Source organism: Cellulosimicrobium sp. Marseille-Q8652 (genome assembly GCF_965112045.1).
This window is the reverse complement of the sequence record NZ_CBCOPS010000001.1, coordinates 626,461-647,815: the sequence shown is the minus strand read 5'-3', so window position 1 is coordinate 647,815 and position 21,355 is coordinate 626,461. Positions and strand designations below refer to the sequence as shown.

The following is a 21,355-nucleotide window of genomic DNA, read 5'->3' as shown; positions in this document are numbered from 1 at the left end:
CGTCATGTGCGGCGATCCCCCGTCCGACCGGTCCGTGCCGGACCACCGGACCTGCGCCGCGCGGCTCCCCTCCCCGAAGGAGAGCTCCCATGACCGACACCCTCGCCCCGCCCGCCGCGCCGAGCCGCGAGAGCGCATCCGCGCCGTCCTCCACCGCGTCCGTCGCCGCGGCGCGCGCCCGCAGCGCCGAGATCGAGGCGCAGATCGCCGCCGACCCGTCACGCTTCCGCGTCCTCACCGGGGAGCGACCGACCGGGGCGCTGCACCTCGGCCACCACGTCGGGACCGTCGCGAACCGCGTGCGCCTGCAGCGCGCCGGGGTCGAGATCGTGCTCGTGATCGCCGACTACCAGGTGATCACCGACCGCGACGACGCCGGCGACCTGCGCGCGACCGTGCGCGAGATCGTGCTGGACTACCTCGCCGCGGGGATCGACCCGGAGCGCACGACGATCTTCACGCACTCGTCCGTCCCCGCGCTGAACCAGCTGCTCCTGCCGTTCCTCAGTCTCGTCACGACGGCCGAGATCGAGCGCAACCCCACGGTCAAGGCGGAGGCGCTCGCGGCGGCCGCGCGCCAGGGGCGGCCGATGAGCGGGCTGCTGTTCACCTACCCCGTGCATCAGGCCGCGGACATCCTCTTCTGCCACGGCAACCTCGTCCCGGGCGGGCAGGACCAGCTGCCTCATGTCGAGATCACGCGCACGGTCGCGCGGCGCTTCAACCAGCGGTACGCCGCGACGAGCCCGTACTTCCCCGAGCCCGAGGTGCTCCTGGCACCTGCGCCGACGATCCTCGGCACCGACGGGCGCAAGATGAGCAAGTCCGCGGGCAACGCGCTCGAGCTGCGCGACGACGAGGACGCGACCGCCCGCTTCGTCCGCCGCCACCGGACCGACTCGGAGCGGCACGTCACCTACGAGCCGGACCGTCGTCCCGAGGTCGCGAACCTCCTGACCCTCGGTGCGTTCGCCGCCGGGACGACGCCCGAGGCGCTCGCGGACGAGGTCGGTGCTGCGGGAGCGGGCCGGCTCAAGCAGGTCGTGACCGAGGCGCTCGTCGAGCACCTGCGTCCGCTGCGGGCCCGACGCCGCGCGCTCGCCGCGGGCGACGGACCGGACCCGCTGGACGTGCTCGCCCGCGGGAACGCCCGGGCGAACGAGATCGCCGACCGCACCCTCGACGACGTCCGCGACCTCATGGGGATGCGGTACTGAGCGGCCGCCTCATCGCCCGCTCGCGGCGACGCCGACGGCGACGGCAGCGCTGGAGGCGGCGATCGCCGCCGCGGTGCGCGTGACCGCGGTGGCGACGGCCTCGGGACCCCACTGGCCCTGCTCGATCTCCTTCGCGCGGGTCGCCGTCACCGTGGTCCAGGGCAGCGGCGGTCGCAGGGACGGCAGGGCGCCGCTGGCCGAGAGCAGCCCGATCACCGCGGCCGTGCGCGGGTCGGGCGCCTCGCCGTCCTCGAGCACGGCGCGGACCCGCTCGCGCAGCCGCGCCTCGTGCGCCTGGTTCGCGGCCGGCCACCGCGTCGTGCGGAACAGCCCGAGCACGCGTGACTGCTGCCGCTCGACGAGCCCGCGGTGCGCGAGCCGGTCGACCACCTCGCGCCACAGGTCGGCACCGAGCGCGACCAGCAGCGGCTGCACGCGCTGCGTCTTCTCGGAGACCGTGTCGAACGCCTGCTGCAGCAGGGGATCGGGCAGCGGGGCGTCGCCCACGGGCGTGATGCGCGGGCCGTTGAGGATCCCGGAGCCGTCGGCCTCGACGCGGCCGAGGAGCGCGAGCTCCGTGAGCACGGCGCCCCCGAGCGTGTAGTACAGGGTTCCGGCGCCCTGGACGGACGCGCCGTCGTCGTCCAGCAGGAGGAGCATGAGGTCCTCGACGACGAGCAGGTCGTCGTGGCGCGCTGTGGCGTCGGTGGGGCCGTCCGTCGGGCCGGGTGCCGCGGTCGGGTCGCTCATCGTGGGTCCTCTCCGAGGTGCTGGTGGGTGCGGATCGGTGCGCAGGTCATCGTCGAGGCTCCCAGCGGAACACCCGTGCCGCGACCGCCACGGCCACGACCACCCACGCGAGGGTCGGGGCGAGCAGGAGGAGCGAGTCGGTGAGTGCGGCACCGCCCTCCCACGACGTGACGACGAGCTCGGTGGCCGCGCCCCCGGGCAGCAGCCGCTTGAGCAGCGGCAGGCTCTCGGTGCCGGTGATGCCGACCCAGGTGGCGACCGCCACGACGCCCAGGCTCAGGGGCAGGCTGGTGACCTGCGCGTGCTCGGGCGAGGTGGTGAACGCTGCCGTCGCGATCCCGAGGGCCAGCATCATGACGAACGTGGTGAGCACGGCGACGACGAGCAGCACCGGGTCGGCCGGACCGCCGCCCACCGCCGCGAACACGCCGAGGATCACGCCCACCTGCACGAGGGCGATCGCGGAGACGGGGAGCACCAGGCCCGAGAGGATGCTCGCGTCCCCTGCGGCGGTCGAGCGCAGCCGCTTGAGGAACAGGTCCTGGCGGCGGGCGGCGAGCGTGGTCACCGTCGTCGCGTAGAGGTTGAAGGCGGCGATCGTGAACACGAGCACGGCGGCGACGTAGCCGATGCTGCCGATCCGGGCGAAGACGTCGCGGAAACCGATGAAGAACACGGCCGCGGCGACGGGCATGACGAGGCTGGTGACGAGCACGGCACGGTTCCTGAAGAGCTGGACCAGCTCGCTGTGCGCGATGGGGAGCATGACGGGTTCCTGTCCGGTGGGTCGGTTCTGCGGGAGGGTCGACGAGGTCGGGGGTGGCTCTGCGGGCACAGCGGGTCTACGGGAGCGGTGCCGGGACGGGCTGCTCGTCGGCGCCGATGGCCCGGAAGACGTCGTCCAGGCGCGTCGGGGCCGCGGACAGCCCGTGGAGGTCCACGGCGTGGTCGGCGGCCCAGTCGAGGAGCTGCTTGAGGTCGCGCTGGAGCTCGAACGTCTCGATCGACCAGGACCGGTCGTCGTGCGGGACGGCCTGGACGGGCGGCACGGGTGCACCCGGCGGGAGCGAGAAGCGGATCGAGGCCGGCAGGGTCCGCGTCAGCTCCTCCACCGTGCCCTCGTGGCGGAACGTCCCGCGGTGCATCAGGCCGATGCGGTCGGCGCGCTGCTGCGCCTCCTCCAGGTAGTGGGTGGTGAGGACGACGGTCGTCCCGCCGTCGCGCAGCCCCTGCACGGTCTCCCACAGCGCGTCCCGGGACGCGATGTCGAGACCGGTCGTCGGCTCGTCGAGGAAGACGAGCTCCGGCCCGCCGTACACCGCGGTCGCGAAGTCGAGCCGGCGCTTCTCGCCTCCCGAGAGCTGGCCGACGCGCGTGCCCTCCTTGTGCCGGAGGTCCACGAGGCCCAGCACCCGGTCCACGGAGTCGGTGCGCCCGGACAGGCGGCCGAGGAGCCGGACCGTCTCGGCGACGGTGAGGTCGGGGGAGAAGCCGCTCTCCTGGAGCATGATCCCGGTCCGGGCGCGCACGGCGGTGCGGTCCTGCGGGCTCTCGCCGAAGACACGCACGGCGCCGGAGGTGGCGGCGCGGTGGCCCTCGACGACCTCCAGCACCGACGTCTTGCCGGCGCCGTTGGTGCCGAGGAGCGCGTACAGCTCACCGCGCCCCACCTGGAACGAGAGGTTCGTCACGGCGGGGAAGTCGCCGTACGTGACGCCGAGGTCGTCGACGTCGATCACGGGGTTCGAGGTCATGCCCCCATCACAGCCCGGACCGTCGGGCGCTCCCAGTGCCGTGGCGTCAGGAACCGGGCATGACGTCCGCGGGTGCTCCCGTGTGACGTGGCGTCACTGGTCGGGCGTCGCCCGGCACCGGATACTGGCTCCGGAACCGTCTCCCACCCAGCGAGCTGCCCATGGACGCACGCCCCTCCGCGCCGGAGGTCCCGACGGCGTCCGGCGAGCGCGCGACGGCGTACCGGTCGCGCTACAGGTCTCCGTGGGGTTCCCCGGCGTCCCGCACGTCGGTGGCGTCGCGACGGCGGTTCCGGCGGATCAATCTCCTCACCATCCTGCCCCTGCTCGCGCTCGTCGGCGCGTACCTCGTCGCGGTGCAGGCCCAGGACGCGGTGCAGGCGGTCGTGCTGGGTCTCGGGACCGCCGCGGCCCTGCTGGCCTTCGAACGGTGGACGGCGGGCGACCTCGCGCGCGTCCAGGTGCCCTGCCTCGTCGTCGCTGCTGCCGTCTGGCCGTACGGCGTCCTCGTGGTGGACGGCGGCCCGGAGGCCTCGTACTACGGTCTGGCGCTCGTGGGGAGCCTCGTGGTCCCCGAGCTGCCCCGCCACCGCGCCGCGGCGGCCGTCGGCCTCGCCGGGTACGTCGCCGCGGTGGGCGTCTGGGGCCTGGTCGCCGTCGGCCCGGTCGACGCCGCCGCGGTCGTCGCGTACGTCCTCGTCCCCACGGGCATCACGGCCGTCCTGATCGGCCTGCGGTATCCCCACAAGGGCTTCTACGACGTCATGACCGAGCTCGAGGAGGCGCGGGAGCGTGAGGCGGAGCTCGCCGTGGTGCGGGAGCGCATGCGGTTCGCGAGCGACCTGCACGACATCCAGGGCCACACCCTGCACGTCGTGAAGCTGAAGATCGCGCTCGCCCAGAAGCTGCTCCGGACGGACACGGAGGCTGCGGAGCGGGAGCTGCGCGAGACGTACACCCTGGTCGGCGACACCATCGCGCAGGCGAAGGAGCTCGCGTACGGGCAGCGCCGGCCGAACCTCTCGGCCGAGCTGGAGAACGCCCGCCGGCTGCTCGAGGCCGCAGGCATCCGGGTGCGCGTCGACCGCCCGGCCGACCTCGGCGTGCAGTCCGGCGACCTCCTCGCGCAGGTGCTGCGGGAGACCACGACCAACGTCCTGCGCCACTCGCGCGCCACGCTCGTGCACGTCGCCCTCGCGGACGACGGCATCACCGTCGTCAACGACGGGGTCACCACCCCCGGGCGCCCGACGCTCCGAGGGCTCGCGGTGCTCGCGCAGCGCGTGGCGGAGGCGGGGGGCGTGCTCACGGCGGAGGTGGCCGACGGTCGCTTCCGCACGGCGGCCACGTTCCCGGGACGGCGGCAGGACACCGGTCCGACGGGCGGGGGCGAGGAGTCGTGACCACTGTCGTGCTGGCCGACGACGAGGCCCTCCTCCGCAGCGCCCTCGCCGCGCTGCTCCCGCTGGAGGGGGACGTCACGGTCGTGGCGGAGGCCGCCGACGGGGCGCAGGCGGTCGAGGCGACGCTCGCGCACCGCCCCGACGTGCTCGTCATCGACCTGGAGATGCCCGGGGTCGACGGGCTCGAGGCCGTCGACCGGATCCGGCGCGTCGTGCCGGACCAGGTGGTGCTCATGCTCACCCGGCACGCCCGGCCGGGGGTCCTGCGCCACGCGCTCCGGCTCGGCGTGCAGGGCTTCGTCAGCAAGTCCGCCGAGCCGAGCCACATCACCACCGTCATCGCGGCGCTGCACGAGGGCCGGCGGTGGATCGACCAGGACGTGTCCGCCGCCGCCCTCATGGACGACGTGCCGCTGACGGACCGCGAGCTCGACGTGCTCCGCGTGACGCGGGACGGCTTCTCCGTCGCCGAGATCGCGGCCCGCCTGCACCTGGCGCAGGGCACGGTCCGCAACTACCTGTCGAGCGCCATGCAGAAGACCCAGACGCGCACGCGGCACGAGGCCGCGCGCTACGCCCGGGAGCACGACTGGCTCTGAGGCCCGTCGTCAGGTGCCCAGACCGGCCCGGTCCACCTTGCGGTGGAACCGCATGCCGGCGATCCCGCCGAGGACGGCTCCGACGAGGCTCACCACCGCGGCCACGACGAGCGCGATGACGCCCCCGGTCGTGAGGTCGCTCGCGCTCACCGGGATCTGGGGGAAGGCGTTCAGCTCCGACAGCACGTTGTACTGGCTGCCCGCGACCAGGCCCAGCAGCGCGAGGACGATCGCGATGACCACGGCCCACAGCCAGACCGCGAGGCCCTGCTTCGCGCCGTCGAACCGTGCCATGCGGCCCGCGACGTACCCGCCGCAGTAGTACGCGACGAACAGGACGACGGCCAGCACGATGCCGCCGACGATGCCGATGGTCTCCGCGTTCTCGGTCGCCTGCTCGGCCGCGTCCTGGACGTCCGTCGTGGTGTTGAGGCCGAAGACGGTCCCGGCGGCCGCGGCCAGCGCGGTGAGCAGGACGGCCGTCCCGGTGGCCGTGAGCCACCCGAAGAAGGCCGAGCCGATCTTGATGCCGCCGTACTCCTCCTTCTCGCGCGCCACGACGGTCTCGCGGTCGCGCGCGACGGGATCGCCGTCGTGCCCGACGGTACGCCGGGACTCGCCCGCCTCGCGGGCGGCCGGGTCGTTCTCGGGCGGGGTCGCCCCGTAGCTGGTGCTCATGGCCGGTTCTCCTCTCCGTCGGTCTCGACGATCTCCTCGCGGACACGCTCCGTGACCCTCTGCTCCGCACCGAGGTCGTCGCTCGGCGTGCCCGCCTGCTCACCCGGGGCGGTCTGCGTCACGTACTCCGTGACGACGTAGCGGCGCAGCCGTACCCGGCCGGTGGCGTCGTCGGCGGAACGGTCCGACGCGTCGTCGTCCGCACGGGTCGACGCGTCGTCCGAGCGGGCGGTCGGGTCGTCGGCGGCCGTGCCGGCGGCGTGCCTCCCGACGACGCCCGCCTCCTCCGCACGGTCGTCCTGGCCGGAGGTGCCGACCGCAGCCTGGTCGTCGGTCCTCTGCACGCGCCCGTAGTAGCGGTAGAGCTCCGCTTCCTCGTCCTCGGAGAGGTGACCCTCCGCGTCGTCCACGCGGGGTGCTCCCTTGACCTCGTCCTTGCCGAAGGGGACGCGGATCTCGTCGCCCTGGACGTCGGCGTCGGCGAGCGGGACGAAGGACTCCGCGGTGCCGAACAAGCCCGTCCTGACCGTCACCCACTCCGGGTCGCCGGTGCGGTCGTCGAGGAAGACCTGGCCGACCTTGCCGATCTTGTCCCCGGTGCTCGAGACGACCGTCCCCTCGCGGAGAAGCCTCTCGACCTGGTCCGTGCTGATCATGGTGGGTCCTCCCGCCTCGCCGCCGCAGCGGCGCTTCCTCCGGGGGCCCACCTGCTGGAGCCGATGTCACCAGGGTGCGAAGCGTCGCGTCCGCACGCACGCGGGCGGGCAGCACCGTGCGTGCTGCCCGCCCACGTCCTGCCCGACGACGGGTGCGTGCTCAGGCCCCGAGCCGGTCGCGGAGGCGTGCGAGCTGCGCCCACAGCTCGTCCGGGACGCGGTTGCCGAACGTGTCGAAGAACTCGGCGGTCAGCTCGGCCTCGGCGAGCCACGGCTCGGGCGAGACGTCGAACAGGGCGTCCAGGGCGCCGTCGGGCAGGTCGAGGCCCGTCGTGTCGAGCGCGCCAGGGGCGGGGAGCAGGCCGACCGGGCTCTTCACCGCGCCGCAGTCGGTCCGGACGCCGTGCGCGCGGTCGACCTGCGCGGCGATCCACGCGAGGACGCGCGAGTTCTCGCCGAACCCGGGCCACAGGAAGCTCCCGTCGGCGTCCTTGCGGAACCAGTTGACCTGGAAGATCTTGGGTCGCTTGTCGGCGTCGATCGACGCCCCGACGCGGAGCCAGTGCGCCCAGTGGTCGGCCATGTTGTAGCCGCAGAACGGCAGCATCGCGAAGGGGTCGCGACGCAGCGCGCCGACGGTGCCCTCGGCGGCGGCGGTCTGCTCGGACGAGATCGTCGCGCCCATGAAGACCCCGTGCTCCCACCCGTACGCCTGCGCCACGAGCGGGACGTTGCTCGCCCGTCGGCCGCCGAAGACGATCGCGTCGATCGGGACGCCCTCGGGGTCCTCCCACGAGTCGGCGATCGTCGGGCACTGCGCCGCGGCGACCGTGAAGCGCGAGTTGGGGTGCGCGGCGGTGCGGCCGCCGTCGCCGTCGGAGGGCGTCCAGTCCTGGCCCGTCCAGTCGACGAGGTGGCTCGGCGCCTCCGGCGTCAGCCCTTCCCACCAGACGTCGCCGTCGTCGGTCAGCGCGACGTTGGTGAAGATCGTGTCCCGGACGAACGTCTCGACCGCGGCGGGGTTCGTCTCGATCCCGGTGCCCGGAGCGACCCCGAAGAACCCCGCCTCGGGGTTGATGGCGCGCAGGCGGCCGTCGGGGCCGGTGCGCAGCCACGCGATGTCGTCGCCGATCGTCTCGACCGTCCAGCCGGGGATCGTCGGGCGCAGCATCGCGAGGTTGGTCTTGCCGCACGCCGAGGGGAACGCTGCGGCGAGGTGGTAGCGGCGGCCCTCCGGCGACGTCGCGCGGATGACGAGCATGTGCTCGGCGAGCCAGCCCTCGTCGCGCGCCATCGCCGAGGCGATCCGCAGGGCGAAGCACTTCTTGCCGAGCAGCGCGTTGCCGCCGTAGCCCGACCCGTAGGACCAGATCTCCCGGGTCTCGGGGAAGTGGGCGATGTACTTGGTGTCGCTGCACGGCCAGGGGACGTCCTCGGAGACGGCGCCCGTGTCGTCGACGAGCGGCGCACCGACCGAGTGGACGGCCGGGACGAAGGGGGTGCCACCGTCGATCAGGTCCATGACGTCCTGACCGACGCGCGTCATGACGCCCATGCTCACGACCACGTACGGCGAGTCGGTGACCTGGACGCCGACCTGCGAGATCGGGCCGCCGACGGGGCCCATCGAGAACGGGACGACGTACATCGTGCGGCCGCGCATCGACCCCTCGAAGACGCCACGCAGCTCGGCACGCATGGCCTCGGGCTCGCGCCAGTTGTTCGTCGGGCCGGCGTCGACCTCGTCGCGCGCGCAGATGAACGTGCGGGACTCGACGCGGGCGACGTCGCTCGGGTCGGACCGCGCGAGGTAGCTGCCGGGGCGCAGCTCGGGGTTGAGCGGCACGAGGGTCCCGGCGTCGACCATGAGGTCGAGCAGACGCTGCTTCTCGTCGGCCGAGCCGTCGCACCAGACGATCGCGTCGGGCTCGGTGAGGTTCGCGATCTCGCGGACCCAGGCGCGGGCGTCGCGCGGGCGAGGGTCGACGGTGCGCGCGGAGGACCCGAGAGCCGACGTGGTGAGGCCGGCGAGCTCGGTCTCGACGTCGTCGAGGAGGGCGGCGAGACCGCTGCGGCGGGGGGTGGTCGTGGTCATGGGAGGCTCCCGGGGTCGAGGGAATTCCGGTCGATGTCCCCAGCCTGGCGCGAGCCGGCGCAAGTTTCCCGCCGTTAAACGTGTGAAGATCGCCGGATCTTGACGTACTGTGAAGGAATGGCCCGTGCGACCGACGCCTCCCGAGGGGACGCCCCCTCGTCGACGGGGGAGCCGCACGCCGACCTCATCACCCTCGGGCGCCGCGTCCGCCACTTCCGCACCGCCCGGGGCCTGACGCTGGACGCGCTCGGCGACGCCGTCGGCACGGCGCCGAGCCTCCTGTCGATGATCGAGAACGGGCGTCGCGAGCCGCGGCTGTCGCTCCTGCAGCAGCTCGCCCAGGCGCTCGACGTGTCGGTGGCCGACCTGCTCACCGACGAGGCGCCGTCGCGCCGCGCCGCGCTGGAGATCGAGCTCGACCGGGCGCAGCGCGGGCCGCTGTTCGCCGCGCTCGGGCTGCCGTCCGTGAAGGCGAGCCAGAAGCTCCCGCTTCCGGTCCTCGAGAACCTCGTCGGCCTGCACGCCGAGCTGCAGCGGCGCGCGACGGAGGCGATCGCCACCCCCGAGGAGGCCCGGCGGGCCAACACCGAGCTGCGGCTCGAGCGTCAGGCGCGCAACAACCACTACCCGGAGATCGAGGAGCTCGCGGAGGACATGACCCGCCGGGCCGGGTACACGGTCGGGGCGCTGACCCACCGGACCGTGGCGCGCATGGCCGAGCAGCTCGGCTTCACGATCTGGCACGTCGACGACCTGCCACACTCGACTCGGACGGTGACGGACCTGCGCCACGGGCGCATCTACCTCCCCCCGGCCTCGATCCCGGGCGGGCACGGGCTGCGGTCGCTCGCCCTGCAGGCCCTCGCCCACCGGGTGCTCGGGCACGAGCGCCCGCGCTCGTACGCCGAGTTCCTGCGCCAGCGCGTCGAGATCACGTACTTCGCGGCGTGCTGCCTCATCCCGCAGTCCGCGGCCGTCGACTTCCTGGAGCGCCGCAAGCGCGAGAAGGACCTCGCGGTCGAGGACTTCCGCGACGCGTTCGGGGTCACGCACGAGGCCGCGGCCCAGCGCTTCACCAACCTCGCGACCGTCCACCTCGGCATCCCGCTCCACTTCCTGCGGGTCGGTGACGACGGCGCCCTGTTCCGCGGGTACGCCAACGACGGGCTGCCGCTGCCGGCCGACGTCACGGGCGCGATCGAGGGGCAGATGGTGTGCCGGCGCTGGGCCGTGCGCGAGGCGTTCGCGCGCCGCGACCGCGCGCAGGAGTCGTACCAGTACACCGACACCCCGGCCGGGACGTTCTGGTGCTCCACCCAGACCGGGACGACGACGAACGGCCAGTTCGCCCTGGCGGTCGGGGTCCCGTTCGCCTCGGCCAAGTGGTTCCGCGGTCGCGACACGACGGTGCGCCGTCAGTCGACCTGTCCCGACGAGTCGTGCTGCCGGCGCCCCGCCGCCGCGTCCGCGGCCCAGTGGCAGGACGCCTCGTGGCCGAGCGCCCGCATGCACCAGCACGTGCTGTCGGCGCTGCCCACCGGCGCGTTCCCCGGCGTCGACGCGACCGAGGTCTACGCGTTCCTCGACAAGCACGCGCCGTCGGACTGACCCCGCCCTGAGTGCATGAAATCGTCGCGGTTCCGAGGCCGGGGCGCGACTATTTCACGCACTCAGCGGTGCCGGGCGTGGCATCGTTCGGGCACGGACCTGGCGCGTCGGCGCTCAGCGGGTGGGGAGCGCTCCGCCCCGCGCCGCGAGGCGCTCCACGAGCCGCGGGAAGACGTCGCCGGTGCGGAGCCCGTCGTGCTCGAACTCGTTGGTGACCCAGGCGTCGAGGTTGCCGACGTGCGCGGCCGTCTCGAGCGACAGCCCGGCGTCGACGAACATGTCGTCGTGGTAGACCGCCGCCTCGACGGGCACCTCGTTGCGGGCGAGCGCGTCGAGGTCGTAGAGGTCGGGCCAGTCCTCCCAGGCCGCGAGCGCCTCGGCCGCCGCGCGGAACGGCCGGAGCGCTGCGACCTCGTCGAGCATCCAGGGGTAGATCATCTCGCCGGTGAGCAGCAGGGGCCGCGCCTCGGGCGCGAAGGCGGGGTCGTCGTCGCGCACGGCCTGGGCCGCCCACGCGGTGGGGCCGGTGTGCGACTGCGCGTAGATCGACTCGTGCAGCACGGCGTAGAGCGGGTTGGTGCGGAACGACGTCGAGGCTCCGACCTCGGCGAGGAACGTGTCGGTGAGCTCGTCCGGGGCGCCCGGGTCGAACGCCTCGTCGACGATCCAGTGGATCCGCTCCGGGCCGGGCTTCATGCCCAGGTCCGTGCCGACCGTCTGGAACCGGCGCACCGAGAGCACGTCGCCGTCGGGCAGCCGGACGTCGCCGACGGCGAGGCGGTCGGCGATGCGCGCGAGGCGTTCCTCGTCCTCGGGGTACCGCGACCGGTAGCGCGCGTTCTTCCCGGCGACGCGTGGCTGGGTCCGCCGGTAGACCTCGCGCGCGTCGGCGCGCAGCCCCGGTAGGCCGCCGGTGACGAGGCACGCGGCGAGGGCCTCGGGCGCGCGCGACAGGTAGGTCATCGTGAGGAAGCCGCCGTACGACTGCCCGAGCGACGTCCAGCGCCGCCCGCCGTAGACCGTCCGCCGCACGTGCTCCGCGTCGGCGACGATCGAGTCCGCGCGGAAGTGCGTGAGGTGCTCCGCCTGGGCCCGCGCCGCGCCCCGCGCGACGAGCGCGGCTCCTCGCACGGCGGACGACCGACCGGTCCCGCGCTGGTCGAGCAGGACGACGCGGTAGGTCGTCAGCGCCTCCCCGAGCCAGCCGTCGCGGCCGGTGGGCCGCGGCCCCTTCCCCCCGGGCCCGCCCTGGAGGAACACGAGGAGCGGGAGGTCGTCGCGGCGCCGGGCGGGGTCGACGACCTCCCGCACGAAGACGGTGAGCCGCCGGGGGTCGGCGTCGTCCGACCAGTCGAGCGGAACCTCGACCTCGCGGTCCGTGACGTGCATCCCGGGCACGGTGTAGCTGGTCTCGCGCGTGGTGCTCACGCCGCCACCCTAGCCACCGCCCGGGACGGTGACGCGTCCCGTCAGAGCTGGACCGTCTCGTTCTCGCCGCCGTCGTAGGGCTTGCCGGTGACCTTGGCCTTGACGAGGCTGAACAGCGTCGCGACACGGCCGCCGGGGGAGTCCCAGTACTCGGCCGTGTCGGCGTGCAGCCGGATGAGCACGACCTCCGGGGTGTCGGGGCCGTCGGGGAACCACGCCTCGGCCACGGAGCTCCACAGCTCGCGGATCTTCGCGCGGTCCCGGACCACGCTCGCCCGACCGGACAGGGACACCCAGGAGCTCGACCCGGAGAACGCGGCGTTCGCCGCGGAGTCGTGCGCGATCTCCGCGACCTTGTGCGAGTCCTCGGCCGCGAAGAACCACAGGTCGCCGTCGAAGTCGACAGCCTGGACGCCCATCGGGCGGCTGACGAGGCTCCCGTCCTCGGCGACCGTGGTGAGCATGGCGATGTGCTCGTCCTTGACGAGCTCGCGGACCTTCGCGACCTCGTCGGACCCTGCGTGCGGCAGCTCGTGGTGCGTGTCGGTCATGACGCCTCCCGTGGATGTCGGCCGCCGTCGTGCGGCCGTCTTCGACGCTAGGCAGACCTGGCCCCGCTCGCGCGCCGGGCCTCGGCGTCGGGGTCGTGCGGCACCTCAGGTGTCGCGCACGACGACGACGACCTTGCCCGCGGCCCGGCCGGTGCCGTGGACGGTGAGAGCGTCCGGGACCTGCGCGAGGGTGAACGTGCGGTCGACGTGGATCTCGACCTCGCCGGCGACGCACAGGTCGGCGACGGGACCGAAGTGGCGCGGCCCCTGCCGCACGAGGAGGACACCGAGCCGTGCACCGCTCAGCGCCCCCAGCAACGGGCCGACGGTGAGCATGCGGAGCAGGGTCCGCAGCGTGCCCCCGACCATCAGGCACCGACCGTGGCGGGCGAGAGCACGCCGGTAGGCGAGCACGGAGCGGTGCGCGACGAGGTCGACGACGAGGTCGTACGGGCCGGTCCGCGTGAAGTCCGTCCGCCGGTAGTCGACGACCTCCTGCGCGCCCAGCCGACGGACGAAGTCGAGCTTCGCCGCGTCGTCGACGCCCGTGACGTGCATGCCGCGTGCGACCGCCAGCTGGACCAGGAAGCTCCCGGAGCCTCCGCCGGCGCCGTTGACGAGCAGCCGCTGCCCCGGCGTCCCCGACGCGACGGCCTGCAGGGCGATGGCGCCCGCCTGCGGGAGCGTGGACGCCTCGACGAAGGTCAGCGTCGGCGGCTTGTGCGCGAGCGCCTTCTCGGGCATCACCACGTACTCGGCGAACCCGCCACGGCGCGGGAGGTTGTCGCCGTAGACCTCGTCGCCCGCGCGGAAGCGCACGACGCCCTCGCCGGCCGCGACCACGCGCCCGGCGACGTCGGACCCGAGGACCCGCGTGCGCGGCGCGCGGAGACCGTCGAGGCGCGTGTACCCCGGGGTGCCGCGCAGCGCCTCCCAGTCCGACAGGTTCACCGACGTCGCGACGACCTCGACGAGCACCTCGCCCCGCCCGGGCGCAGGCGTCGGCACGTCCCGGAGCCGCAGCTCGTCGACCGACCCGTACCGCTCGTACACCCACGCGCGCACCCGACCACCGTAGGGACTCCGTCGCCCCGGAGCGAGCGCACCCACGCCCCGCTCTCGCCCACGTCGGACAGCAGCCCGGCCGCACCCCCGCGAAAGGCGACACGAAAGGAGGGGTGGGTGCTCGACGCCGGTCGTGGCGGGTCTGGCGGGAGCTTGCGAGGAACGAGCAAGCGGATGGTAGACCGGCGTCGAGCACCCACCCCTCCGGACGCGAGAGAGACCCGCGCGCGAGAGGACGGACGGACTACTGCTCCACGTCCTCGTCCACCCACTCGAACGTCTTCGTCACGGCCTTCTTCCAGTTGCGGTACAGCCGCTCGCGCTCGCCCTCCTCGACGGCGGGGGTCCAGCGCTTGTCCTCGGCCCAGTTGTCGATGACGTCCTGCTCGCCCTTCCAGAACCCGACGGCGATGCCCGCGGCGTACGCGGCGCCGAGCGCGGTCGTCTCGGCGACCTTCGGGCGCACGACGTCGACGCCGAGCTGGTCGGCCTGGAACTGCATGAGCAGCTCGTTGGCGACCATGCCGCCGTCGACGCGCAGCTCGGTGAGGTCGACGCCGGAGTCGGCGTTCATGGCGTCGAGCACCTCGCGCGTCTGGTAGGCCGTGGCCTCGAGCGCGGCGCGCGCGATGTGGTTGCGGTTGACGTACCGGGTGAGGCCGACGAGCGCACCGCGCGCGTCGGGTCGCCAGTAGGGCGCGAAGAGGCCGGAGAACGCGGGCACGAAGTACGCGCCGCCGTTGTCCTCGACCTTGCCGGCGAGCCACTCGACGTCGGGCGAGTCCTCGAACATGCCCAGGTTGTCGCGCAGCCACTGGATGAGGGACCCGGTGACCGCGATCGAGCCCTCGAGCGCGTAGCGCTGCGGCTGGTCGCCGATCTTGTAGCAGACGGTCGTGAGGAGGCCGTTCTCGCTCATGACCTTCTCGGTGCCCGTGTTGAGGAGCATGAAGTTGCCGGTGCCGTACGTGTTCTTGGCCTGCCCGACCTCGAAGCACGCCTGGCCGAACGTCGCGGCCTGCTGGTCGCCGAGGATGCCGGCGATCGGGACGCCGGGGAGGAGGCCCTGCTGGCGGCCCTCGCCGTAGACCTCGGAGGACGACCGGATCTCGGGCAGCATGGACATCGGGATGCCCATGTCCGCGGCGATGTCCTCGCGCCACGACAGGGTGTCGAGGTCCATGAGCATGGTGCGCGACGCGTTCGTCACGTCGGTGACGTGCACGCCGCCGTTGACGCCGCCCGTGAGGTTCCACAGGGTCCACGTGTCGGTGTTGCCGAAGACGAGGTCACCGGCCTCGGCCTTCTCGCGCGCGCCCTCGACGTTGTCGAGGATCCACTTGACCTTCGGCCCGGAGAAGTAGGTGGCGAGCGGCAGGCCGACGATCGACTTGTACTTCTCGGGGCCGTCCGAGCCGCCGAGCTCGTCGACGATCTTCTGCGTGCGGGTGTCCTGCCACACGATGGCGTTGTAGACCGGCTTGCCCGTGGTCCGGTCCCACACCACCGCCGTCTCGCGCTGGTTGGTGATGCCGACGGCGGCGATGTCGTTGTGGGTGACGTTCGCGCGGGTCAGCGCCAGGCCGACGGCCTCGCGGACGTTGTTCCAGATCTGCTCCGGGTTGTGCTCCACCCACCCGGCGCGGGGGAAGATCTGGTCGTGCTCGAGCTGGCCCGTGGAGACGATCTCCCCGGAGTGGTTGAAGACGATGGCCCGGGAGCTCGTGGTTCCCTGGTCGATGGCGAGAACGTAGTCGGCCATGGTGTGCTCAGTCCTTCACGTCGGTGTGTACGGGATGGTGGTGCGCGCGAGTGGGTCGCGTGACCGGGGCCGGCCCCCGGGGCCCCGGTCACGTGCGGGCGGTCGGGTCAGACCCAGGCCGCCCCGAGGAGGCCGGCGAGGACGCCGCCGACCAGCGGTCCGGCGACGGGCACCCACGAGTAGGCCCAGTCGCTCGACCCCTTGCCACGGATCGGCAGCAGGGCGTGCGCGATACGCGGTGCGAGGTCACGGGCGGGGTTGATGGCGTACCCGGTCGGGCCACCGAGGCTGGCGCCGATACCGACGACGACCAGGGCGACGGCCAGCGGGCCGAGACCCGACGGCGTCTGGCCGGACGCGACGACGAAGAACACGAGCACGAAGGTCGCGATGGCCTCCGTGACGAAGTTCCACGCGTAGGAGCGGATCTCCGGGCCGGTCGAGAAGACCGCGAGCTTGGTCGCGCCGGGCGCGTCCTCGTCGAAGTGCTTCTTGTAGGCGAGGAACGCGAGCACCGCACCGATGAACGCGCCGATCATCTGGGCGCCCCAGTACATGAGCATGTTGCCCACGGTCGGCTCGATGGTCGCCGTGACCATGCCCTCCGGTCCGGTGACCGAGTAGAACGGCTCCTGCGCCGTGAAGAGACCGATCGTCACCGCCGGGTTGAGGTGCGCGCCCGACCTGTACGCGACGTAGACACCCGTGAAGACCGCGAGGCCCCATCCGAAGTTGATGAGGAGCCAGCCGCCGTTGAAACCCTTGGACCTCGGCAGGACGACGTTCGCGACGACCCCGGCGCCGAGCAGGATGAGGGTCGCCGTCCCGAGGATCTCGGACCAGAAGGCGTTCATGAGGAGTTGATCCATCGTGCGCTCTCTTTCGTGGTGGACTGCTCTGTCTCAACCGACCCGGCCGCGTCGCGACCGGGATGCTTCCCCGGCGGTGCTCAGCTGTCCCGCAGCGGCTGCAGGGGGGAGACGTCGTCGACGGCGAGGCGCGTGCGCTCCGCGGCGTCGTCGTCCGGCTCCTGCTCGGCGGCCGCCTCGGCGTTCGCGCGGTCGGTGTAGCTGCGGACCTCGGCGTCCCGGGTGGCGTCGTCCCAGCCGAGGAGACCGGCCGCGATCTCGGCGATCTCCGGGAGGGCGGCGAGCCCGCGGTCGGCGATCTCGTAGTTGAGCCGCGTGCGGTGCAGCAGCAGGTCCTCGAGGTGCAGGGCGCCCTCGTGGGACACGCCGTAGGCGATCTCGGCTCGCAGGTACGCGGGTGCGTGCTCGAGCGGCTTCGCGAGGTCCGGCTGCTCCTCGCAGAGCTCGACGATCTCGCGCAGGTTCGAGCCGTACCGGTGCAGCAGGTGGTCCACCATCGCGGGGGTCCAGCGGTACCGCGACGCCCAGGGGCGGGCCTGGCGGCGCACGGCGTCGAGGCCGACGGCGCCGAGCAGCGGGATCTTGTGCGTGATGGACCCCAGGGCGCTCGCGCGCTGGCCGATCGCGAAGTCCACGGCGTCCTTGGCCATGACGCGGTACGTCGTGAGCTTGCCGCCCGCGATGACGGTCAGGCCGGGGGTGGGCGAGGCCACGGTGTGCTCGCGCGACACCTTGGCGGAGCTCGTCCCCTCCTTGGTGCCGGGCTGCAGCAGGGGGCGCAGCCCGGCCCAGGTGCCGATGATGTCGTCGCGCGTGAGCGGGTGGGCGAGCACGGCGTTGGCGTGCTCGAGCACGTAGTCGATGTCGGCGGAGGTCGCGACAGGGTGCTGCAGGTCCTGCTCCCACGGGGTGTCGGTGGTGCCGACGACCCAGTAGCGCGACCACGGGATCACGAAGAGCACCGACTTCTCGGTCTGCAGGATCAGCCCGACCTGTCCCTTGATGCGCTCGCGCGGGACGACGATGTGGATGCCCTTGGAAGCCAGGACGCGCAGCCCGCCCTCGGAGCCGGCGAGGGCCTCGGTGTCCTCGGTCCAGACGCCGGTCGCGTTGATGACCGAGCGCGCCCGGACCGTGAGCTCGTGGCCGGTCTCGAGGTCCACGAGCACCGCGCCGTTGACGGCGCCGGTCGCCCCCTTGGTGAGGGAGACCACCTGGGTGCGCGACGCCGCGTGCGCGCCGTACGAGGCGGCGGTGCGGACGAGGGTGCTCACGAGCCGGGCGTCGTCGACGGACGCGTCCCAGTACTGCACGGCCCCGACCGCGGCGTCGTGCGCGAGGTCGGGGAACTTCTTCTCCATGCGGCTGCGCGTGAGGTGCCGGTGGAAGGGCAGCGCCCGCTTGCCGGGGGCGACGCTCGCGAGGGTGTCGTAGAGCGCGATGCCGGCGCCGACGTAGGCGCGCTCCCACACGCGGTGCTCGAGGGGGTAGAGGAACGGCACGGGGCGGACGAGGTGGGGCGCGATCTCCTTGAGGAGCAGGTCGCGCTCCGTGAGCGCCTCGTGCACGAGGTGGAAGTCGAGCATCTGGAGGTAGCGCAGGCCGCCGTGGACCAGCTTGCTCGACCGGCTCGACGTCCCGGCGGACCAGTCCTGGGCCTCGACGATCGCCGTCGACAGCCCGCGGGTCACCGCGTCGAGCGCGATGCCGGCGCCCGTGACGCCGCCGCCGATGACGAGGACGTCGAGCTCGGCGTCGGCGCTCGTGCTCGCCTCGAGCGCGGCGAGCGCCTGCCGGCGGGAGTCCGCCGTGAGTCTCGTGGATGCCATCCGTCCAACCTCTTCCCGTCCGTGTCGTCCTGCGTGCGGGGACCGACGTGACCGCTGCCGAGCCGGCGGGCCGCGAGGAACCGCTCAGGTGACGCCCACAGCCGACGTTCCCACGCACGACCGGGGCGCGCGAGCCGGAATCGTCCTGGTCCGGGCGGACCGTCGCGTCCACGCACGCCCTTCACACCACCACGTGGCGAACGGACGCGCAAGCGGTGTGCACGAACGTGCAGAATAGGGGTTCCCGACGGACGGAGCCGTGATGGTCGACCGAGAGCAGGACGTGCTGCGCGCGGCCTCGATGTACTACCTGCAGGACATGAAGATGGAGGCGATCGCGAAGCACCTGCGCACGTCGCGCTCGACGGTCTCGCGGCTCGTCAAGCGCGCCCGGGAGACCGGCCTGGTGGAGATCTCGCTGCGCCCGACGCAGAGCCGGGCGCCGGGCCTCGGCCAGCACGTCGCGAGCACCTGGAGCGTCGACGCGTACGTCGTCCCGGTCCCTGACCAGGCGCCGCAGGTCGAGCGGCTCGAGCAGGTCGCGATGACCACGGCCCGCCTGCTGTCGACGTGGTTCGACTCCGACATGGTCCTCGGGATCGCGTGGGGCACGACGCTCTCGGCCGTCTCGCGGCACCTGCCGCGCAAGGCGACGCGGGGGAGCGCCGTCGTGCAGCTCAACGGCGCGGCGAACACGCGCACGTCGGGGGTCCACTACGCGGGCGACCTCATCGCCGGGTTCGGCACGGCGTTCGACGCGCACGTGCACCATTTCCCGGTGCCGGCGTTCTTCGACTACGCCGAGACGAAGCGGGCGATGTGGCGCGAGCGCTCGGTCCGGCGCGTGCTGGACGTGCAGCGACGGGCGGACATCGCGCTCTTCTCGGTGGGCGCCGTCGCGGGCGGCGTGCCGTCGCACGTGTACTCCGCGGGATACCTCGAGCGCGAGGACATCGCCGTGCTCGAGGGCGAGGGCGTCGTGGGCGACGTGTGCACCGTGTTCCTGCGGCCGGACGGGACCTATCGGGACATCGCGCTCAACGAGCGGGCGACCGGTCCCGCTCCCGACGAGCTGCGCCGCGTGCCGCGCCGCGTGTGCGTCGTGGCGGGGGACAACAAGGTGGCGCCGCTGCGGGCCGCGCTGCGCGCCGGCGTGGTGACGGACCTCGTGATCGACGAGATCACCGCATCGAGGCTCGTGGCGAGTGCGTGAGCATCTATGCAGCACTCCGCGTGACTATGCATCCGAGGTGGCGCCGTCGTACAGTGGCGGCGTGCTGACGCCTCCCGCCGACGACGCGCGCCCCGGTCCCGCCCGGGTCCGCGTGCGCCCGGCGCTCCCCGCGGACGTCCGGGCCGTGCGGGCGCTCGTGCAGCCCTACGCCGAGGCCCGCATCCTCCTCGCGAAGGAGATGGTCGGCTACTACGAGGCCGTGCAGGAGTTCGTCGTGGCCGACGCCGTGCGCCCGGACGCAGCGCCCGACGCCGCGCCCGAGGTCGTCGGCTGCGGGGCGCTCCACGTCATGTGGGACGACCTCGCCGAGATCCGCACGCTCGCCGTGGACCCCGCCTGGCGCGGGCACCGGGTGGGGCACGCGCTCGTCGTCGAGCTGCTCGCGCGCGCCCGGGCGCTCGGCCTGCGCCGGGTGTTCTGCCTGACGTTCGAGGTCGACTTCTTCGTGCGGCACGGCTTCCGCCCGATCGACGGCACCCCCGTCACGCACGACGTCTACGCCGAGCTGCTGCGCTCCCACGACGACGGCGTCGCGGAGTTCCTCGACCTCGCGCGCGTCAAGCCGAACACGCTCGGCAACACGCGCATGCTCCTCGAGCTCGACTGAGCCCGACCGGGCCCCGGCGAGCCGGGTCGAGACCGACCCAGCCCGGTCGTGCCCGGTCGCTGCGGGTCGGGCGGGCCGCGACGGTCAGGCGATGGGCGCCGTCGACGCCCGGGTCACGACGCGGCACGGGAGCTCCTCGATCCCCGGCCGCACCGTGCCGTCGATCGCGGCGAAGAGACGCTGGGCCGCGACGCGACCGAGGCGCTCCAGGTTCATGTCGACGCTCGTGAGCTGGGGTCGCGCGTTGGTCGTCAGCACCTCCCAGTTGTCGAAGCCGATGACCGACACCTCGCCCGGGACGTCCCGGCCGAGCTCGCGCAGCGCGTCGAGCACGCCGCGCGCGATCTGGTCGCTGCCGCAGAAGAACGCGTCCACGTCGGGGTGCTGCTCGACGACCATGCGCGCCGCGCCACGGCCCCAGCCCTCGCTCCACGAGCCGAAGTACGTGTGCCCGCCGACGAGCTCGAGCCCGGCGGTGGCGAGCGCCGCCTGCGCGCCGGCGGCGCGGTCCTGGGCCGCCTGGTAGCCGGGGTCTCCCGACACGTGCGCGACCCGGCGCCGCCCGCACGCGAGGAGGTGCTCGACGGCGAGGCGGCCCGCGCCCACGTTGTCGGCCGTGATCGACACGTCCCCGGCGTCCTCCGACGGCGCGTACGCGTAGACCACCGGGACCGGGATCTCGGCGCTCAGGGGCGGACGCGGGTCGGTGCGCGACCCCACGACGATGAGGCCGTCGACGCGTCGCGACAGCAGCGCGCGGACGTGGTGCTGCTCGCGGATGGCGTCGCCGCGGGCGTCGCACAGGAAGACCGAGACGCGGCCCGCTCCGAACGCGTCCTCGGCGCCCATGAGCACGGGGATCGAGAAGCGACCCTCCAGGTCGCTCGTGAGCAGCCCGACCGTGCCGGTCCGCCCCTTGAGCAGGCCACGGGCGAGGGCGTTGGGTGCGAACGAGAGCCGTTCGGCCGCCTCGAGGACGCGCAGCCGCGTCTCGGCCTTGACCTGGTCGCGGCCGTTGATCGCCTTGGACGCCGTGGCGATCGAGACGCCGGCGAGGCGCGCGACGTCCGTCAGGGTCGCGGCGCGCGGCGTCGCACCGCCGTTCTGGGTGGTCATGAGGCCGTGCCCCCTCCTGGTCCCACGGCGCGGTCGCCGTCGACCGAGTGCCGTGATCGAACTGTAACCCTGCGCACCGCTTGACGGGTCCGTGCGCCTGTCCTAGATTCAGAAAACCTTTTCGGGTTCTTTCG

The 21,355-nt window shown here is 73.2% G+C and carries 19 protein-coding genes; 6 read left to right on the top strand and 13 right to left on the bottom strand.

The window, feature by feature from the left end:
- Positions 1–89: 89 nt before the first annotated feature.
- Positions 90–1,217 (top strand): tryptophan--tRNA ligase, encoded by a 1,128-nt coding sequence (gene trpS, locus ACWPWV_RS02775; protein WP_454041437.1) that lies wholly within the window; start codon positions 90–92, stop codon positions 1,215–1,217.
- Between the two features lie 9 nt (positions 1,218–1,226).
- Here the strand turns inward: trpS and ACWPWV_RS02770 are convergent, their stop codons facing one another.
- The 3 genes from ACWPWV_RS02770 to ACWPWV_RS02760 all read right to left on the bottom strand — a co-directional run bounded on the left by ACWPWV_RS02770 (position 1,227) and on the right by ACWPWV_RS02760 (position 3,721).
- A complete protein-coding gene (locus tag ACWPWV_RS02770) occupies positions 1,227–1,967 on the bottom strand; it encodes a GOLPH3/VPS74 family protein (RefSeq protein WP_454041436.1) in 741 nt (246 codons plus the stop codon).
- Positions 1,968–2,013: 46 nt separating this feature from the next.
- Positions 2,014–2,733 carry an ABC transporter permease gene (locus tag ACWPWV_RS02765; protein ID WP_454041435.1) on the bottom strand — a complete coding sequence of 240 codons (720 nt, stop codon included), beginning with the start codon at positions 2,731–2,733 and terminating at the stop codon, positions 2,014–2,016.
- 76 nt (positions 2,734–2,809) lie between these two features.
- The gene (locus tag ACWPWV_RS02760) at positions 2,810–3,721 is read right to left on the bottom strand and encodes an ABC transporter ATP-binding protein (RefSeq protein WP_454041434.1); all 912 of its coding nucleotides are present in this window, start codon (positions 3,719–3,721) and stop codon (positions 2,810–2,812) included.
- Between the two features lie 161 nt (positions 3,722–3,882).
- On the opposite strand from ACWPWV_RS02760, the gene ACWPWV_RS02755 reads away from it, so the two are divergent.
- Both ACWPWV_RS02755 and ACWPWV_RS02750 read left to right on the top strand, forming a co-directional pair.
- Entirely contained in the window at positions 3,883–5,124 is a 1,242-nt protein-coding gene (locus ACWPWV_RS02755; protein ID WP_454041433.1) for a sensor histidine kinase, read from the top strand.
- Positions 5,121–5,723 carry a response regulator transcription factor gene (locus ACWPWV_RS02750; RefSeq protein ID WP_251153387.1) on the top strand — a complete coding sequence of 201 codons (603 nt, stop codon included), beginning with the start codon at positions 5,121–5,123 and terminating at the stop codon, positions 5,721–5,723. The genes ACWPWV_RS02755 and ACWPWV_RS02750 overlap by 4 nt, the downstream gene beginning before the upstream one ends.
- A gap of 9 nt (positions 5,724–5,732) precedes the next feature.
- On the opposite strand, the gene ACWPWV_RS02745 is transcribed toward ACWPWV_RS02750, so the two are convergent.
- The 3 genes from ACWPWV_RS02745 to ACWPWV_RS02735 form a co-directional block, all read right to left on the bottom strand.
- Complete coding sequence (locus ACWPWV_RS02745; protein ID WP_454041432.1) at positions 5,733–6,401, bottom strand: DUF4153 domain-containing protein; 669 nt, start codon at positions 6,399–6,401, stop codon at positions 5,733–5,735.
- Positions 6,398–7,057, bottom strand: a complete 660-nt coding sequence (locus ACWPWV_RS02740; RefSeq protein ID WP_454041431.1) for a PRC-barrel domain-containing protein — start codon at positions 7,055–7,057, stop codon at positions 6,398–6,400. The genes ACWPWV_RS02745 and ACWPWV_RS02740 overlap by 4 nt, the downstream gene beginning before the upstream one ends.
- A 160-nt stretch (positions 7,058–7,217) precedes the next feature.
- Positions 7,218–9,152, bottom strand: coding sequence for a phosphoenolpyruvate carboxykinase (GTP) (locus tag ACWPWV_RS02735; RefSeq protein ID WP_454041430.1), 1,935 nt, complete (start codon positions 9,150–9,152; stop codon positions 7,218–7,220).
- Positions 9,153–9,269: 117 nt separating this feature from the next.
- Here ACWPWV_RS02735 and ACWPWV_RS02730 point away from each other — a divergent pair, with 117 nt between their 5' ends.
- The gene (locus ACWPWV_RS02730) at positions 9,270–10,760 is read left to right on the top strand and encodes a helix-turn-helix domain-containing protein (RefSeq protein WP_454041429.1); all 1,491 of its coding nucleotides are present in this window, start codon (positions 9,270–9,272) and stop codon (positions 10,758–10,760) included.
- 114 nt (positions 10,761–10,874) lie between these two features.
- On the opposite strand, the gene ACWPWV_RS02725 is transcribed toward ACWPWV_RS02730, so the two are convergent.
- The 6 genes from ACWPWV_RS02725 to ACWPWV_RS02700 form a co-directional block, all read right to left on the bottom strand.
- Positions 10,875–12,149: an alpha/beta fold hydrolase gene (locus ACWPWV_RS02725; RefSeq protein ID WP_454042795.1), complete on the bottom strand. Its 1,275-nt coding sequence runs from the start codon at positions 12,147–12,149 to the stop codon at positions 10,875–10,877.
- 80 nt (positions 12,150–12,229) lie between these two features.
- Complete coding sequence (locus ACWPWV_RS02720) at positions 12,230–12,739, bottom strand: pyridoxamine 5'-phosphate oxidase family protein (RefSeq protein ID WP_454041428.1); 510 nt, start codon at positions 12,737–12,739, stop codon at positions 12,230–12,232.
- Positions 12,740–12,844: 105 nt separating this feature from the next.
- Positions 12,845–13,804, bottom strand: a complete 960-nt coding sequence (locus ACWPWV_RS02715) for an NAD(P)-dependent alcohol dehydrogenase (protein WP_454041427.1) — start codon at positions 13,802–13,804, stop codon at positions 12,845–12,847.
- Between the two features lie 244 nt (positions 13,805–14,048).
- The gene (gene glpK, locus ACWPWV_RS02710; RefSeq protein WP_454041426.1) at positions 14,049–15,566 is read right to left on the bottom strand and encodes a glycerol kinase GlpK; all 1,518 of its coding nucleotides are present in this window, start codon (positions 15,564–15,566) and stop codon (positions 14,049–14,051) included.
- Positions 15,567–15,673: 107 nt separating this feature from the next.
- On the bottom strand, positions 15,674–16,435 hold the full coding sequence (locus ACWPWV_RS02705; protein WP_454041425.1) for an MIP/aquaporin family protein: 762 nt from the start codon (positions 16,433–16,435) through the stop codon (positions 15,674–15,676).
- A gap of 80 nt (positions 16,436–16,515) precedes the next feature.
- Positions 16,516–18,264 (bottom strand): FAD-dependent oxidoreductase, encoded by a 1,749-nt coding sequence (locus ACWPWV_RS02700; RefSeq protein ID WP_454041424.1) that lies wholly within the window; start codon positions 18,262–18,264, stop codon positions 16,516–16,518.
- Between the two features lie 259 nt (positions 18,265–18,523).
- Between ACWPWV_RS02700 and ACWPWV_RS02695 the strand changes: the two genes are divergently transcribed.
- Entirely contained in the window at positions 18,524–19,477 is a 954-nt protein-coding gene (locus ACWPWV_RS02695) for a sugar-binding transcriptional regulator (protein ID WP_454041423.1), read from the top strand.
- Between the two features lie 64 nt (positions 19,478–19,541).
- On the top strand, positions 19,542–20,105 hold the full coding sequence (locus tag ACWPWV_RS02690; protein WP_454042794.1) for an amino-acid N-acetyltransferase: 564 nt from the start codon (positions 19,542–19,544) through the stop codon (positions 20,103–20,105).
- 84 nt (positions 20,106–20,189) lie between these two features.
- Here ACWPWV_RS02690 and ACWPWV_RS02685 read toward each other — a convergent pair whose 3' ends face one another.
- Complete coding sequence (locus ACWPWV_RS02685; RefSeq protein WP_454041422.1) at positions 20,190–21,221, bottom strand: LacI family DNA-binding transcriptional regulator; 1,032 nt, start codon at positions 21,219–21,221, stop codon at positions 20,190–20,192.
- Positions 21,222–21,355 lie beyond the last annotated feature (134 nt).